Raw genomic sequence first — 17,022 nt, forward strand, 5'->3', positions numbered from 1 at the left:
AAGCTTGGAGAGCTGCCCTTTGTAGAACAAATGAATACATATGAAACGATCTTCAGCCGTTAACTAAATGTTCCTTCACCTGGCTGAAAGGTCCGTGTTAGGTGGGTCGGGCAAGACTGCCGGGGTTTGCAATCCTGCTCCCTCGGAGGTTCACGCATGCTCGGGCTGGTAAAGACCGCACTGCAAAAGCCGTACACGTTTATCGTGTTGGCCATATTCATCTGTATCGTCGGGCCGATGGCGGCCCTGAAAACCCCTACGGATGTTTTCCCCGATATCGGCATCCCCGTCGTCGCGGTGGTCTGGCAGTACAACGGCCTGTCGCCGGACGCCATGGCCGGTCGGGTGATCTACACCTACGAACGTTCCCTGAGCACCACCGTCAACGACATCGAACACATCGAATCGCAATCGCTGCCCGGCATGGGCATCGTCAAGATCTTCTTCCAGCCCGGTGTGGACATCCGCACCGCCAACGCGCAAGTGACCGCGGTGTCACAAACCGTGCTCAAGCAGATGCCACCGGGCATCACGCCACCGCTGATCCTCAACTACAGCGCCTCCACGGTGCCGATCCTGCAAATGGCGTTCTCCAGCCCCAGTCTTTCGGAAGCCAAGATCCGTGACCTGGTGCAGAACAACATTCGCCTGCCGCTGAGCGCCCTGCCCGGCCTGGCCATGCCCACGCCAATGGGCGGCAAGCAGCGCCAGATCACCCTCGACCTCGACCCGCAAGCCCTGGCCGCCAAAGGCTTGTCGGCGCAGGACGTGGGCAACGCCCTGGCCCTGCAAAACCAGATCATCCCGGTGGGCACCGCCAAACTCGGCCCCGACGAATACACGATCCTGCTCAACAACAGCCCCAAGGCGATTGATGAACTCAACGACCTGCCGATCAAGACGGTCGATGGCGCACTGATCACCATCGGCCAAGTGGCCCACGTGCGTGACGGCTCGCCGCCGCAGACCAACATCGTGCGCGTCGACGGCCACCGCGCGGTGCTCATGCCTGCGTTGAAAAACGGCAGCATCTCGACCTTGTCGATCATCGACGGCATCCGCCAGATGTTGCCGCGCATCAACGAAACCCTGCCGCCGTCGCTGAAGACCTCGCTGCTGGGCGACGCCTCGGTGTTCGTCAAGCAATCGGTGGGCAGCGTGGCCCAGGAAGGCATCATCGCCGCACTGCTGACCAGTGCGATGATCCTGCTGTTCCTCGGCAGCTGGCGTTCGACGTTGATCATCGCCGCGTCGATTCCCTTGGCGGTGCTGTCGGCGATCGCGCTGCTGGCGGTCACCGGGCAAACCCTCAACGTCATGACCCTGGGCGGGCTGGCGTTGGCGGTGGGGATTCTGGTGGACGACGCCACGGTCACCATCGAAAACATCAACTGGCACCTGGAACAAGGCAAGGCGGTGAAGACCGCGATCCTCGACGGCGCCGCACAAATCGTCGGCCCGGCGTTCGTCTCGCTGCTGTGTATCTGCATCGTGTTCGTGCCGATGTTCCTGCTGCAAGGCATCGCCGGCTACCTGTTCCGGCCAATGGCGCTGGCGGTGATTTTCGCCATGGCCAGCTCGTTCATACTTTCGCGCACCCTGGTGCCGACCCTGGCGATGTTCCTGCTCAAGCCGCACACACCGGAACAAGGCGCCGGGCATCACCCCGAAGATGCATTCATCAACCACCACGAAGGCGATCAGCACAAAAAACCGCGCAACGCCGTGCTGCAATCGGTGCTTAATTTTCAGCAAGGCTTCGAGCGCCACTTCTCGAATATCCGCGACAGCTACCACGGCTTGCTGATTCTTGCGCTGGGCAACCGCAAGCGCTTTATCGTCGGTTTCCTGGCCTGCGTGCTTGCCTCGTTCCTGCTGCTGCCCAGCCTGGGCCAGGACTTCTTCCCGGCCACCGACGCCGGCGCCCTCGCCCTTCATGTGCGTTTGCCGCTGGGCACGCGGATTGAAGAAAGCGCGGCGGCGTTCGACCGTATTGAAGCGCGGATTCGTGAAGTGATACCCGCCGAAGAACTAGACACCATCGTCGACAACATCGGCATTCCGCTCAGCGGCATCGACATGGCCTACAGCAGCAGCGGCACCATCGGCCCGCAGGATGGCGACATCCAGGTCACGCTGAAAAAGGACCACGCGCCCACCGCCGACTACGTGAAAAAACTGCGTGAAGCCTTGCCCGAAAGCTTCCCTGGCAGCCACTTCGCGTTCCTGCCGGCGGACATCAGCAGCCAGATCCTCAACTTCGGCGCACCGGCCCCGCTGGACGTGAAAATCTCCGGGCGCAGCGATGAAGAAAACCGCACCTACGCGGTGGAACTCGAACGTCGCCTGTCGCACATTCCGGGCATCGCCGACCTGCGCATCCAGCAGTCCACCGGCTACCCGTCGCTGCAAGTCAATGTTGATCGCATGCGCGCCAATGGCCTGGGCATCACCGAGCGTGACGTGACCAACAGCATGGTCGCCTCCCTCGCCGGCAGCTCGCAAACCGCGCCGACTTTCTGGCTCAACCCGGCCAACGGCGTGTCGTATTCCATCGTCGCCGCAACCCCGCAATACCGCCTCGACAGCCTGCCGTCACTGGAAGCCTTGCCGGTCACCGGGGCCGATGGCCAGTCGCAGATCCTCGGCGGCGTTGCCACCATCTCCCGCGTGCAAAGCCCGGCGGTGGTGACCCACTACAACATCGAACCCACCCTGGACCTGTATGCCAACGTGCAGGGCCGCGACCTCGGCGGCGTGGCGCGCGACGTGCAAAAAGTGCTGGATGACACCGCCTCCATGCGCCCCAAAGGCGCGGTGATCAGCCTGCATGGGCAGATCGATGCGCTGCACGAAGCCTTCAGTGGTTTGAGCTTCGGCCTGCTCGGCGCCGTGGTGCTGATCTACTTGCTGATCGTGGTCAACTTCCAGTCCTGGGCCGACCCGTTCGTGATCATCACCGCCTTGCCGGCCGCGCTGGCGGGCATCGTGTGGATGCTGTTCCTCAGCGGCACCTCGCTGTCGGTGCCGGCGTTGACCGGGGCCATCCTGTGCATGGGCGTGGCCACCGCCAACTCGATTCTGGTGGTGAGCTTCTGCCGTGAACGCCTGGCCGAACATGGCGATGCGTTGAAGGCCGCCATGGAGGCCGGTTACACGCGCTTCCGGCCGGTGTGCATGACGGCCCTGGCGATGATCATCGGCATGTTGCCGCTGGCGTTGTCCGAAGAACAGAACTCGCCCCTTGGCCGGGCGGTGATCGGCGGCTTGATCTTCGCCACCGTCGCCACCCTGTTGTTTGTACCCGTGGTCTTCAGCCTGGTCCACGGTCGTCACCCTACTCGCGCTGCTGCTGGAGAAACTTCACATGTCGTCTGATCACAAACCCTCGCGCAAGCGTCTGATGCTCATGGGTGTCGGCGGCCTGACACTGGCCGCCCTGTTGGTCGCCAACGGCCTGCACGCCCGCACGATGCACGAACAGTCGGTGAGTGCCTGGACCGAAACCGCCGCCATCCCGCAAGTGATGGTGTTCCAACCCAAACAGAACGTCGCCGGCGATACCTTGCGCCTGCCCGCGCACCTTGAGGCATGGAGCAAGGCGCCGATTCACGCGCGCGTCAGCGGCTACTTGAAGGACTGGAAAGCCGACATCGGCACCCAGGTCAAAGCCGGGCAAGTGCTCGCCGAAATCGACAGCCCCGACCTCGACCAGCAAATGGCGCAGACCCACGCGCGCCTGGTGCAGGAGCAGGCCAACGCACGCCTGGCCGAAACCACCGCCACGCGCTGGCAGAACCTGTTGGCCAGCCACTCGGTGTCGCGTCAGGAGGCCGATGAAAAAACCTCCAACGCTGCCGCCGCCAAAGCCAACGCCGAGGCGGCCGCCGCCGACTACGCACGGCTGTCGGCACTGGAAAGCTACAAGACCATCCGCGCGCCGTTCGCCGGCACCATCACCGCGCGCAACACCGACATCGGCCAGTTGATCAAGGCCGACACCGACAGCGACCCGGAGCTGTTCAACATTGCCGATACCCATCAGCTCAGACTCTACGTGCCGGTGCCGCAGAACTATGCAGCCGTGATTCATCCAGGGTTAGAAGCCGAGCTGACGGTGCCCGAGCACCCCGGCGAGCACTTCAAGGCGCGCCTGATCGGCGACTCCACCGCCATCGACCGCCGCTCCGGCACCCTGCTGGCGCAGTTCGTCGCCGACAACCCCAACGGCGAATTGCTGCCCGGTGATTACGCCGAAGCCACCCTGCCAATTCCGGCGGACACCCACGGCGTGAGCATCCCGGCCAGCGCACTGATCTTCCGCGCCCAAGGTACCCAGGTTGCGGTGCTGGACGCGCAAAATCACGTGCACTTGCAAGACATCCACATCGGCCTCGACCTCGGCGAACGCCTGGTGATCGACCAAGGCCTGAAACCCGCCGACCGCGTGGTCGACAACCCGCCCGATGCCCTGCGCGAAGGCGACCCCGTGCAACTGGCCGACGCCGGAGGTGCGCATGCGCCCAAGGCTTAAACCCCTGGCGGCGTTGATGCTGCTGCTGTTGCAGGGCTGCTCGATGGCGCCCACCTACAAGGTGCCGTCGGTGGACCTGCCGGCAGGCTATCGCGAACAGACCAGCGATGGCCCGTGGCACAGCGCGCAACCGTCCGACCAACTGGCGCCCGAGTGGTGGAAGCTCTACAACGATCCGTGCCTGACTGACCTGCAACAGCAACTGCTCAAGGCCAACCCTGACCTGGCGGCGGCATTGGCGCATTTCGATGCGTCCCAGGCGTATGCCAGCCAGTTGCACGCCGGGTTGTTCCCGCAAATTACCGCCAGTGCGCAGCCGCTGCGTCAGCGGCAATCGGATTCGCGGCCGCTGCGCGGGGACACACAGCCGTCGGTGTACAACAGCAATACGGCGGGCTTCTCGCTGAGCTACGACTTGGACCTGTGGGGTAAAATCCGCAACCAGGTCGCGGCCGGCGATGCCCAGGCGCAAGCATCCGGCGATGACTTGGCGGTGGCACGCCTGAGCCTGCAACATCAGTTGGCGACGCTGTATGTGCAGCTCAACGGGCTGGATGCGCAGAGCCGGATTCTGAACAGCTCACTGGATGATTTCAGCCAGGCATTGCAACTCACGCGCAGCCGTTACGAGGGCCAGATTGCTTCAGAGCTGGACCTCACCCGTGCGCAAAACCAACTGGCCGAAGCCAAGGCGCAACTCGACGAAGTGCGCGGGCAACGCAACCTCACCGAGCATGCGATTGGCGAATTGGTGGGTGTGGCAGCCAGTAATTTCAGCTTGCCGCCCAGCCAGCAATTGATTGCGCTGCCAGGGATTCCGTCGCAGTTGCCCAGTCACCTGTTGCAACGGCGCCCAGACATTGCGGCGGCGGAACGCCGAGTGTTTGCCGCCAATGCCAATATCGGCGTGGCGAAGGCCGCGTGGTACCCGGACTTCAGCTTGACCGGGTTGATAGGCGGGCAAACTCAGGGGGTTGGCAACCTGCTGTCCGCCGGTAACCGCTACTGGGCGCTGGGGCCGTTGGTGAACTTGCCGATCTTTGATGGCGGGCGCTTGAGTGCCAATGAACGTCAGGCCAAAGCCGAGTTTGAAGAGGCTTCGGCGCAGTACCGCAGCCACGTGCTCAAAGCCGTGCGCGAGGTGGAAGACAACCTGGCGCAGCTAAGGGATTTGCAGCAGGAAGCGCAGGATGAGCAAGCAGCGGCGGATGCGGCGCAGCACACGCAATCTCTGGCGATGAACAGCTATCAGGCCGGAGCCGTGAGTTACCTGGACGTGGTAACCGCGCAGACAGCGGCGTTGCAGGCGCAAAGGACCTTGCAAGCGGTACAGACGCGGCAGTTGCAGGCGAGTGTGGGGTTGGTCACGGCGCTGGGTGGTGGGTGGCAACCGGGCGCCTGAGATCGCTTGGAGGTTCAGCTCGGTTGTAAAGGTAAGAAAGGGCTCGCCCTCGATTGCGGTGCGCCATAGGGCTCATTTGTAACTGATACACCGCAATCGGGGGCAAGCCCCCTCCCACAGGGGACCTGCGTCAGACACATGATGTATGAACACATCAGATCCAATATGGGAGGGGGCTTGCCCCCGATGGCGGTGTGCCATAAGGCTTATTTGTAACTGATACACCGCAATCGGGGGCAAGCCCCCTCCCACAGGGGTTCTGCGCCAGACACAAAATGTATGAACACCTCAGATCCAATGTGGGAGGGGGCTTGCCCCGATGGCGATGTGCCATAAGGCTTATTTGTATCTGATACACCGCTATCGGGGGCAAGCCCCCTTCCACAGGGGGGCCTGCGCCAGGCACGCGATGTATTAACACCTCAGATCCAATTTGGTTGGGGGCTTGCCCCTCTCACAGGGGTTCTGCGCCAGACACAGCATGTATGAACACCTCAGATCCAATGTGGGAGGGGGCTTGCCCCCGATGGCGTCCCTCCAGACACATCCTGCCAAAAGCCTGTCGATCACTCCTGGATTACTCGATCTAGCCTCTCAACACCCATCCAGAGAGAGGCCAAGGAATGCCTGACTTACCCGCTTCACACCGCCTGCGCATTGGACGCTTCAGCGAACCCAACCGCATCTACCTCATCACCACCAACACTCACGAACGTCTTCCCATCTTTAGCAATTTCCATCTGGGTCGCCTGGTGGTCTGGCAATTTCGGCTGGCCCAATACCAAGGACTCGCCAACTCCCTGGCGTGGGTGATCATGCCGGACCATTTCCACTGGATTATCGAACTGCAAAAAGGCTCGCTGGCGGATTTGATGCGGCATGTGAAATCCAAGAGCACGCGGTCCGTCAATGGCGCAAGTGGGCGCAAGGGAAGGCTCTGGCAGGAAAGTTTCCATGACCGAGCGCTGCGCAAGGAAGATGACGTAGTGAAGATGGCCAGGTATGTGGTGGCCAATCCACTGCGGGCCGGGTTGGTGGAACGGATTGGCGACTACCCGTTATGGGACGCGATTTGGATCTAGCGCCCAGCAAACCCGTTCAAAGGTGGGAGGGGGCTTGCCCCCGATCGCGGTGTATCAGAGCCAGCTCAGCTAAATGACCCACTGCCATCGGGGGCAAGTCCCCTCCCACATTTTCAACCGCCTGTCAGGCAGCCAGCTTGCCGCTGGCGATCGCCGTCGAAGCCGCCACCATCGCCCTCAACAACACCGCACACCCCGCCGCCAGGTCATCCGGTGCCGCGTTCTCGATTTCGTTGTGGCTGATGCCGCCTTCGCACGGCACAAAGATCATCCCGGCCGGGCCGAGTTCGGCGACGAAGATCGCGTCGTGCCCTGCCCCGCTGACAATGTCCATGTTCGACAGCCCCAGCCCATTCGCCGCATCCCGCACAGCGTCCACGCAGCCTTTGTCGAAATACAGCGGCGGGAAATCGGCGGTGGGTTCCAGCTCAAACGTCAGCCCATGCTTGGCACAGGTTTCGTCAATCACCTTGCGCACCTGGGCAATCATCGAATCCAGGCGTGCCGGTTCCAGGTGACGGAAGTCCAGGGTCATGCGCACCTCACCCGGAATCACGTTGCGCGAGCCGGGATACGCCTGCAGGCAACCGACAGTGCCACACGCATGCGGCTGATGCCCCAGCGCCGCCGCATTCACCGCCGCCACCACGGCCGCCGCGCCCACTAACGCATCTTTGCGCAAGTGCATCGGCGTCGGCCCGGCATGCGCCTCAACGCCGCGCAGTTTCAGGTCGAACCACTTCTGTCCCAATGCCCCCAACACCACGCCGATGGTTTTCTTTTCATCCTCAAGAATCGGCCCTTGTTCGATATGCGCCTCGAAGTAAGCCCCGACTTTATGCCCGCTGACCGGCCGCGTGCCCGCATAGCCAATGGCATTGAGCGCATCCCCCACGCTCACGCCCTCCACATCCACCTTGGCCAAGGTGTCGGCCAGGGTAAATTTCTCGGCAAACACGCCAGAGCCCATCATGCACGGCGGAAAGCGTGAGCCTTCCTCGTTGGTCCACACCACCACTTCCAGCGGTGCTTCGGTTTCGATCTTGAGGTCATTGAGGGTGCGCAGCACTTCCACACCCGCCAACACGCCGAAGCAACCGTCAAACTTGCCGCCCGTGGGCTGGGTGTCGATATGGCTGCCCGTCATCACTGGCGGCAAGTTGGGATTGCGACCCGGACGACGGGCGAAGATGTTGCCGATGCCGTCGATGGTCACGGTGCAACCGGCTTCCTCGCACCACTGCACAAACAGGTCACGGGCTTTGCGATCAAGGTCGGTGAGGGCCAGTCGGCACACACCGCCTTTGGGTGTGGCGCCGAATTTGGCCAGGTCCATCAGCGACTGCCACAAGCGATCGCGGTTGATGTGCTGATGGGTGGATTGCAGAACGTCGATGGCAGCGTTCATGGGGATCTCCTCAGGCTACTGTTCTTATGAATTGACTCGCTCAAATAGGGGGAGCCGGTTTGTGCGGGAGCTGGCTTGCCTGCGCTCCAGGCGACTCGGTATTCCTGCAGAACCAAGGTGCTGCAATCGCAGGCAAGCCAGCTCCTACATTGACCGTTTTTACAAAGGTGATTTAGCGGTGACGGGGCTGATGCCACGTTTGGCATTCAACCCGTAATACAACAACCCACCCAACGCCGATCCGGTAAACCAGCCATAGCTGTAGAACCAGCTGAACGCATCACTGCCCAGCGACAGCAAGGTCAGCACCACGGGCACGCCGAAGGCGATAAAACCGCTCCAGTTCCACGCCGGGTACACGTCGTCACGGTACAAACCGGCCAGGTCGAGCTGCTGTTTGCGGGTGATGAAGTAGTCCACCACCATGATCCCGGCAATCGGCCCCAGCAGGCTTGAATAGCCCAGCAACCAGTTCGAATACACGGTTTCCAGGCTCACGTCCGAGACGATCAGCCCGAGTTTTTTCAGCAGTTCATGGCCCATCAACGCAAGCCCCACCAGGCCAGTGAGGATCACCGCAGTGGTGCGGTTGATCAGCTTGGGCGCGATGTTCTGGAAGTCGTTGGTCGGTGAGACGATGTTCGCCGCAGTGTTGGTGGACAAGGTGGCGATGATGATCAGCAGCATGGCGATGGCCACCCACACCGGGCTCTGGATGTGCCCGATCAAGGTCACCGGGTCGGAGACGCTGACGCCCACCAGTTTCACCGACGCGGCGGTCATGATCACGCCAAGGGCAGCGAACAGGAACATGGTCAGCGGCAGGCCGAAAATCTGCCCGAGAATCTGGTCCTTCTGACTTTTGGCGTAGCGGCTGAAGTCGGGAATATTCAGCGACAACGTCGCCCAGAAACCCACCATCGCCGTAAGCCCCGCCATGAAGTAACCGGTGAGGCTCGCGCCTTCGGGGCGCTTGGGTGGAATCGCCATCAGCTCGCTGATTGACACGTTCGGCATTGCCCACACCAGCAGGCCGATCCCCACCGCCACCAGCAACGGCGCAGACAGGGTTTCGAGGCGTTTGATCGACTCGGCGCCGCGCAGCACCACCCACAGGTTCAGGCACCAGAAAATCATGAACCCGATGACTTCACCGGTACCGCCAAGGGATTTCCAACCCTCGAAAATCGAGCCCAGAAACAGGTGAATCGCCAGCCCGCCGAACATTGTCTGAATGCCAAACCAGCCGCACGCGACCAGCGCGCGAATCAGGCACGGCACGTTGGAGCCGAGGATGCCAAACGAAGAACGCAACAAGACGGGAAACGGAATGCCGTACTTGGTGCCGGGAAACGCGTTAAGGGTCAGCGGGATCAGCACCACGATATTGGCCAGCAAAATCGCCATCAGCGCCTCGCCCACCGACAAGCCGAAGTAGGCGGTGAGCACCCCGCCGAGCGTGTAGGTGGACACGCAGATCGACATGCCGATCCACAGCGCGGTGATGTGCCATGTGTTCCAGGTGCGTTCGTGCACCTTGGTCGGTGCCATGTCGTGGTTGTAGCGGGGGCTGTCGAGGACGTCGGCGCCGGCGTCGAGTTCGTACAGGCCGTTGCGTTCAATGACTTGCGATCTGTTCTGTTGCATGGCCGCTCCACGGTTTTTTCGAATTATTGTTGCTCACCCAACGCTAAGCGCAGGGTGGCCGGAGTACCTCGTAAACAACATGACATCACGGGCCCGGCCAGCCGCCACTGCACTCAATAACCGTGCCGACCTGCCACCTTGAACCCGCACCGCGTATATAACGTGCTGATGTTAATCAGCTTTCCGATTGCGCCTTCGGAACTTGCCGCCTCACTCAGGCTACATAATGCGAAGTTGCCGAACTGTCAGGACTCAATCTGGTGCAACACAATTATTTTTATTTCCTGTCGCCGTCAAGGGGCATGTCTCAAGCGTCTGATTTGCAATAAGAAATGTTGCTAAAATCGAGAACCTGTCAAGTGCGTCAAAATGGTGAACGGTCGCCACATTTTGGTGAATTTATATTTTTATCGTTATTAATCAATGAATTAAAACCAATATAAGCTTATAAAAAATCTTCTTGCTCATTCGAAAAACTCGGGCTAGTTTCTATTCCTGTCACCGATGACAGGATTTAATTGTTCATCGGCAAGCAGCATTACAACACTTAGAACTGGCACAAGCCGGTCAAGCCTGTGAGGAACTCGACATGTCGCTGTTGATCCGTGGCGCCACCGTTATTACCCATGATGAAAGTTACCGCGCCGATGTGTTTTGCGCAGGCGGTCTAATTCGCGCTATTGGCACGGATCTGGATATTCCCGCCGGCACTGACATACTCGATGGCAGTGGCCAATATTTGATGCCCGGCGGCATCGATCCGCATACGCACATGCAATTGCCCTTCATGGGCACTGTGGCCAGTGAAGACTTTTTCAGTGGCACCGCGGCAGGCCTGGCGGGCGGCACCACCTCGATCATCGACTTTGTGATTCCCAACCCGCAGCAATCCTTGATGGAAGCCTTCCACCAGTGGCGCGGCTGGGCGCAAAAGTCTGCCTCCGACTACGGTTTTCACGTGGCGATCACCTGGTGGAGCGAACAGGTGCGCGAGGAAATGGCCGAACTGGTCAGCCACCACGGCATCAACAGCTTCAAGCATTTCATGGCCTACAAGAACGCGATCATGGCGGCTGATGACACCCTGGTCGCAAGCTTCGAGCGCTGCCTTGAACTCGGCGCAGTGCCGACAGTGCACGCAGAAAACGGCGAGCTGGTGTATCACCTGCAACGCAAGCTGATGGCCCAGGGCATCACCGGGCCGGAGGCGCACCCGCTGTCGCGCCCGTCCCAGGTCGAAGGCGAGGCCGCCAGCCGTGCGATTCGTATCGCCGAAACCATCGGCACGCCGCTGTACCTGGTGCACGTATCGACCAAGGAGGCGCTGGATGAAATCACCTACGCCCGTGGCAAGGGCCAGGCGGTGTACGGCGAAGTGCTCGCTGGCCACCTGCTGCTCGACGACAGCGTTTACCAACACCCTGACTGGCAAACCGCCGCCGGCTACGTGATGAGCCCGCCCTTCCGCCCGCGCGGGCATCAGGAGGCACTGTGGCACGGCCTGCAATCGGGCAACCTGCACACCACCGCCACCGACCATTGCTGCTTCTGCGCCGAGCAAAAAGCCGCCGGCCGTGACGATTTCAGCAAAATCCCCAACGGCACTGCCGGTATCGAAGACCGCATGGCGTTGCTCTGGCACGAAGGCGTCAACACCGGGCGCCTGTCGATGCAGGAATTTGTCGCGCTGACTTCCACCAATACCGCAAAGATCTTCAATCTTTACCCACGCAAAGGCGCGATTCGCGTGGGTGCCGATGCTGACTTGGTGCTGTGGGACCCCGAGGGTACGCGGACGATTTCGGCCAAGACCCACCACCAGAAAGTCGATTTCAATATCTTCGAAGGCAAGACTGTACGCGGCGTGCCGAGCCACACCGTCAGCCAGGGCAAGCTGGTCTGGGCCGATGGCGACCTGCGTGCCGAACGCGGCGCCGGGCGGTATGTAGAACGCCCGGCGTACCCGTCGGTGTTCGAGCAGTTGAGCAAGCGGGCGGAGCATTCCAGGCCTGTCGCTGTGAAACGCTGATACCGCCAATCGCGGGCAAGCCCGCTCCCACATTTGATCGGGTTTACACAATCCAACTGTGGGAGCTGGCTTGCCTGCGACAAGGCCAGCCCAGGCAACACAAAAACCAATGCCCATCAGAGGCAGCACCTCAATAACCGTGAGGCCAAAACCGTGATCCAGACCCTGACCCACCTCCCCCATCCCCATGAAGATGGGCCGACCCTCGCCAGCCATTTCACCGACCTGGCGCCGCCCCTCAATGCGCGCCAGGCTGCACTTGAAGCGTCGCGCTGCCTGTATTGCTACGACGCGCCGTGCGTCAATGCGTGCCCCAGCGAGATCGATATCCCGTCGTTCATTCGCAATATCCACACTGAAAACGTTCAGGGCGCGGCGCAGAAGATTCTTTCGGCCAACATCCTCGGCGGCAGTTGCGCACGGGTTTGCCCCACCGAAATTCTGTGCCAGCAGGCCTGCGTGCGTAACAACGCCGAAGAATGCGCGCCGGTGCTGATCGGCCTGTTGCAACGCTACGCCATCGACAATGCGCACTTCAGCGAACACCCCTTCCAGCGCGCCGCGCCGACCGGCAAGCGCATCGCCGTGGTCGGCGCCGGGCCTGCGGGGTTGGCCTGTGCCCATCGCGCCGCCCTGCACGGCCATGACGTGGTGATTTTCGAAGCGCGGGAAAAGGCCGGCGGCCTAAATGAATACGGGATCGCCAAGTACAAACTGGTGGATGACTTTGCCCAGAAGGAGCTGGATTTCCTCCTGCAGATTGGCGGCATCGAGATCCGCCACGGCCAGTGCCTGGGTGACAACCTGACCTTGAGCGAGCTGCACCAGCAATTCGACTCCGTGTTTCTTGGCCTCGGCCTCGCCGCCAGCAAACAGCTCGGCCTGCCACATGAGGACGCCCCCGGCCTGCTGGCCGCCACCGACTACATCCGCGAATTGCGCCAGGCCGATGACCTTACCCAACTGCCGCTGGCCGACCGCTGCATCGTGCTTGGCGCGGGCAACACCGCCATCGACATGGCCGTGCAAATGGCCCGCCTCGGCGCCCGCGATGTGAACCTGGTGTACCGCCGTGGCTTGGCGGACATGGGCGCCACCCACCATGAGCAGGACATCGCCAAGGCCAATCAGGTGCGCCTGCTGACCTGGGCCCAACCCGAAGAAGTGTTGCTCGATGATCAAGGCCACGTGCGCGGCATGCGCTTCGCTCGCACACGCATGGACAACGGCCGCCTGCACCCTACCGGCGAGACCTTTGAACTGGCTGCCGATGCGATTTTCAAAGCCATCGGTCAGGGCTTCGACAACGAAGCATTGCACGACCCGCTGGCCCAGCAACTGCACCGCGTGGGCGAACGCATCTTTGTTGACGAACACCTGCGCACCAGTATTCCCGGGGTGTACGCCGGCGGCGATTGCGTCAGCCTTGGCCAGGACCTCACCGTGCAGGCGGTACAACACGGCAAGCTGGCGGCTGAAGCCATGCACGCCCAACTCATGCTGAATGTGGAGGCTGCGTAATGGCCGATCTCTCGATTGTGTTCGCCGGTATCAAAGCCCCCAACCCGTTCTGGCTGGCCTCCGCACCGCCCACCGACAAGGCCTACAACGTGGTCCGCGCCTTTGAAGCCGGCTGGGGCGGCGTGGTCTGGAAAACCCTCGGTGAAGACCCGGCGGCGGTCAACGTGTCGTCACGCTACTCGGCGCACTTCGGCGCCAACCGTGAAGTGTTGGGCATCAATAACATCGAGTTGATCACCGACCGTTCGCTGGAGATCAACCTGCGCGAAATCACCCAGGTGAAAAAGGACTGGCCGGACCGCGCGCTGATTGTGTCGCTGATGGTGCCCTGTGTTGAAGAATCCTGGAAAAATATCCTGCCGCTGGTGGAAGCCACCGGCTGCGACGGCATCGAGCTGAACTTCGGTTGCCCCCACGGCATGCCCGAGCGAGGCATGGGCGCAGCGGTCGGCCAGGTGCCGGAGTACGTGGAGCAGGTGACGCGCTGGTGCAAGACGTATTGCTCGCTGCCGGTGATCGTCAAGCTCACGCCAAATATCACTGACATCCGCGTGGCCGCGCGTGCGGCGTATCGCGGCGGTGCGGACGCGGTATCGCTGATCAACACCATCAACTCCATCACCAGTGTCGACCTTGAGCGCATGGTCGCCCTGCCGGTGGTCGGCACCCAAAGTACCCATGGCGGGTATTGCGGCTCGGCCGTCAAGCCGATCGCGTTGAACATGGTCGCGGAAATCGCCCGCGACCCGCAGACCCAAGGCCTGCCGATCTGCGGGATTGGCGGCATCGGCAACTGGCGCGACGCGGCGGAATTCGTCGCGCTGGGTTGCGGCGCGGTGCAGGTGTGCACGGCGGCGATGCTGCATGGGTTTCGGATTGTGGAAGAGATGAAGGACGGCCTATCGCGGTGGATGGACAGCCAAGGCTACAAAAGCCTGCAGGAATTTTCCGGGCGCGCGGTGGGCAATACCACCGATTGGAAGTACCTGGATATCAATTATCAGGTGATCGCCAAGATTGACCAGCAAGCCTGCATTGGCTGTGGGCGTTGCCACATTGCCTGTGAGGACACGTCGCACCAGGCTATCGCGAGCTTGAAGCAAGTGGATGGCACGCATAAATACGAGGTGATCGATGATGAGTGCGTGGGCTGCAATTTGTGCCAGATCACCTGCCCGGTGGCCGATTGCATCGAGATGGTGCCGATGGAGACGGGCAAGCCGTTTTTGAATTGGACGCAGGACCCACGTAATCCGTATCGGGAGGCGGTGTAGTCCTGTAGACCGCTATCGCAGGCAAGCCAGCTCCCACACTTGAATGTGTTCACCCATCAACTGTGGGAGCGGGCTTGCCTGCGATAGGGCCATAGCCCTCACACAAGGCTCAAGGCTCCAACCCCACTGGACCGCCTTGGCGAGCAAGCCCGCGCCCCCCCAGTCGACAGCATTTTCTTCAGGCAAAACGCGGTCAACTGTGGGAGCTGGCTTGCCTGCGATAGGGCCATCAGCCTTCATAAAAGGCTCCAACCCAACTGGACCGCCTTGGCGAGCAAGCCCACGCCCACAGTCGACTGCATTCCTTCAGGCAAAACGCAGTCAACTGTGGGAGCTGGCTTGCCTGCGATAGGGCCATAAGCCCTCACACAAGGCTCAAGGCTCCAACCCCACTGGACCGCCTCGGCGAGCAAGCCCACGCCCACAGCCGACAGCATTCCTTCAGGCAAAACGCGGTCAACTGTGGGAGCTGGCTTGCCTGCGATAGGGCCATAAGCCCTCACACAAGGCTCAAGGCTCCAACCCCACTGGACCGCCTTGGCGAGCAAGCCTGCGCCCACAGCCGACAGCATTCCTTCAGGCAAAACGCGGTCAACTGTGGGAGCTGGCTTGCCTGCGATAGGGCCATCAGCCCTCACACAAGGCTCAAGGCTCCAACCCCACTGGACCGCCTTGGCGAGCAAGCCCGCCCCCCAGTCGACAGCATTTTCTTCAGGCAAAACGCGGTCAACTGTGGGAGCTGGCTTGCCTGCGATAGGGCCATAAGCCCTAACACAAGTCTCAAGGCTCCAACCCAACTGGACCGCCTTGGCGAGCAAGCCCACGCCCACAGCCGACAGCTTTCCTTCAGGCAAAACGCGGTCAACTGTGAGAGCTGGCTTGCCTGCGATAGGGCCATCAGCCCTCACACAAGGCTCAAGGCTCCAACCCAATCCCGCGCAAAATCACCGCGGTCACCGTCTGAATCGCCTTTTCGAACTGCATGTCCGACAACGGCTGGTGATCATTCAGAATCTTCACCTGGTGATCAAAGTCGGCATAGTGCTGGGTCGATGCCCAGATCATGTACAGCAGGCTCGACGGTTCCACCGGCAGGATGCGTTTGTCCTCCACCCACTGGCGAATTTTCGCTTCTTTCATCTTGGCCCAGTCGTACAGGCTTTCGTCCAGCGCCTCACCGAGCGTCGGCGCGCCGTGGATGATTTCATTGGCCCAGACTTTCGAGCCATAGGGCCGCGTACGCGAGCGCTGCATCTTGGCGCGGATGTAGCTGCTGAGCACCACCCGCGGATCATCAAAGGTTTCAAAGCTCAGGGCATCCTGCTTCCACAGCTCCAGCAGGTCGAACAGCACCGCGCTGTACAGTTCGCTTTTGGTGGTGAAGTAGTAATGCAGGTTGGAGCGTGGCAGTTGCACTTCTTCAGCGATGTCAGCCATGGCGGTGCTGCCGTAGCCTTTTTCAGCGAAGATTTTCTCCGCCGCCAGCAGGATTTTTTCGACGTTGACCCGCCGAATTCCGATCTTGTGATTGCCCATAAGGGCTCCCCGACAACAACATGGCCTCAAGACTACCATCGGCTCTAGATCGCGGCGACAGGGCATAATGAAACTTCTTACGCGAACCTTTCCCCTGCAAAACGGATTGGTTAGGATCGCGATCCCCATGAAGGATCATTGCCATGACTATCCGACCTCGCGTGGCCGCCGACGACCCAGTGCTGGGAGCACTGTGGGAGCGCTCGGTGCGGGCCACCCATGACTTCCTCCCCGAGGATGACATCCAGCGTTTGCTGCCACTGGTACGCGACGCTTACCTGCCGATGCCGGCCCTCGACGTTTGGGTCTATGAAGACCAGAACGGCATCGCCGGTTTTATCGGCACGGGCGGCCACAATGTAGAAATGCTGTTTATCGACCCCGATCGCCGTGGCCAGGGCATCGGCCGCCAATTGCTCGACCACGCCCGCGCACGCCACGACACGCTGACGGTGGATGTGAACGAACAAAACCCGCAGGCCGTGGGCTTCTACCTGCACTATGGTTTTATCCAGGTCGCGCGCTCGCCGCTGGATGGCGAAGGCAAACCCTTTCCCTTGCTGCACATGGCCTTACCGACTCCCTAAAC

General features: G+C 61.2%; 11 protein-coding genes. 8 read left to right on the plus strand and 3 right to left on the minus strand.

The features are described 5' to 3' along the window. Positions 1 to 156 precede the first annotated feature (156 nt). From AACW30_RS05735 to AACW30_RS05750, 4 genes are all read left to right on the plus strand, one after another. Positions 157 to 3,378 (plus strand): efflux RND transporter permease subunit, encoded by a 3,222-nt coding sequence (locus AACW30_RS05735; RefSeq protein ID WP_119735669.1) that lies wholly within the window; start codon positions 157 to 159, stop codon positions 3,376 to 3,378. Further along, positions 3,368 to 4,534, plus strand: coding sequence for an efflux RND transporter periplasmic adaptor subunit (locus AACW30_RS05740; protein ID WP_106578852.1), 1,167 nt, complete (start codon positions 3,368 to 3,370; stop codon positions 4,532 to 4,534). Before AACW30_RS05735 ends, AACW30_RS05740 begins: the two co-directional genes overlap by 11 nt. After that, a complete protein-coding gene (locus tag AACW30_RS05745; RefSeq protein ID WP_200624442.1) occupies positions 4,518 to 5,936 on the plus strand; it encodes an efflux transporter outer membrane subunit in 1,419 nt (472 codons plus the stop codon). Before AACW30_RS05740 ends, AACW30_RS05745 begins: the two co-directional genes overlap by 17 nt. Before the next feature lie 623 nt (positions 5,937 to 6,559). Then, the gene (locus AACW30_RS05750) at positions 6,560 to 7,018 is read left to right on the plus strand and encodes an REP-associated tyrosine transposase (protein WP_106578854.1); all 459 of its coding nucleotides are present in this window, start codon (positions 6,560 to 6,562) and stop codon (positions 7,016 to 7,018) included. A 124-nt stretch (positions 7,019 to 7,142) separates the two neighbouring features. On the opposite strand, the gene AACW30_RS05755 is transcribed toward AACW30_RS05750, so the two are convergent. Both AACW30_RS05755 and AACW30_RS05760 read right to left on the minus strand, forming a co-directional pair. Beyond that, the gene (locus AACW30_RS05755) at positions 7,143 to 8,426 is read right to left on the minus strand and encodes a Zn-dependent hydrolase (protein ID WP_200624443.1); all 1,284 of its coding nucleotides are present in this window, start codon (positions 8,424 to 8,426) and stop codon (positions 7,143 to 7,145) included. Positions 8,427 to 8,585: 159 nt separating this feature from the next. Next, positions 8,586 to 10,073, minus strand: coding sequence for an NCS1 family nucleobase:cation symporter-1 (locus tag AACW30_RS05760; RefSeq protein ID WP_200624444.1), 1,488 nt, complete (start codon positions 10,071 to 10,073; stop codon positions 8,586 to 8,588). A gap of 589 nt (positions 10,074 to 10,662) precedes the next feature. Between AACW30_RS05760 and hydA the strand changes: the two genes are divergently transcribed. The 3 genes from hydA to preA all read left to right on the plus strand — a co-directional run bounded on the left by hydA (position 10,663) and on the right by preA (position 14,897). Continuing rightward, on the plus strand, positions 10,663 to 12,102 hold the full coding sequence (gene hydA / locus AACW30_RS05765) for a dihydropyrimidinase (RefSeq protein ID WP_200624445.1): 1,440 nt from the start codon (positions 10,663 to 10,665) through the stop codon (positions 12,100 to 12,102). A 153-nt stretch (positions 12,103 to 12,255) separates the two neighbouring features. Beyond that, the gene (locus AACW30_RS05770) at positions 12,256 to 13,623 is read left to right on the plus strand and encodes an NAD(P)-dependent oxidoreductase (RefSeq protein WP_200624446.1); all 1,368 of its coding nucleotides are present in this window, start codon (positions 12,256 to 12,258) and stop codon (positions 13,621 to 13,623) included. Then, positions 13,623 to 14,897, plus strand: a complete 1,275-nt coding sequence (gene preA / locus AACW30_RS05775; protein WP_200624447.1) for an NAD-dependent dihydropyrimidine dehydrogenase subunit PreA — start codon at positions 13,623 to 13,625, stop codon at positions 14,895 to 14,897. Before AACW30_RS05770 ends, preA begins: the two co-directional genes overlap by 1 nt. Positions 14,898 to 15,812: 915 nt before the next feature. On the opposite strand, the gene AACW30_RS05780 is transcribed toward preA, so the two are convergent. Beyond that, entirely contained in the window at positions 15,813 to 16,433 is a 621-nt protein-coding gene (locus AACW30_RS05780; RefSeq protein ID WP_119735688.1) for a TetR/AcrR family transcriptional regulator, read from the minus strand. Positions 16,434 to 16,576: 143 nt separating this feature from the next. On the opposite strand from AACW30_RS05780, the gene AACW30_RS05785 reads away from it, so the two are divergent. Then, positions 16,577 to 17,020, plus strand: a complete 444-nt coding sequence (locus AACW30_RS05785; RefSeq protein WP_106578861.1) for a GNAT family N-acetyltransferase — start codon at positions 16,577 to 16,579, stop codon at positions 17,018 to 17,020. The last annotated feature ends 2 nt before the right edge of the window (positions 17,021 to 17,022 follow it).

This window comes from Pseudomonas sp. MF6747 (genome assembly GCF_963890955.1).
Taxonomy (GTDB): domain Bacteria; phylum Pseudomonadota; class Gammaproteobacteria; order Pseudomonadales; family Pseudomonadaceae; genus Aquipseudomonas.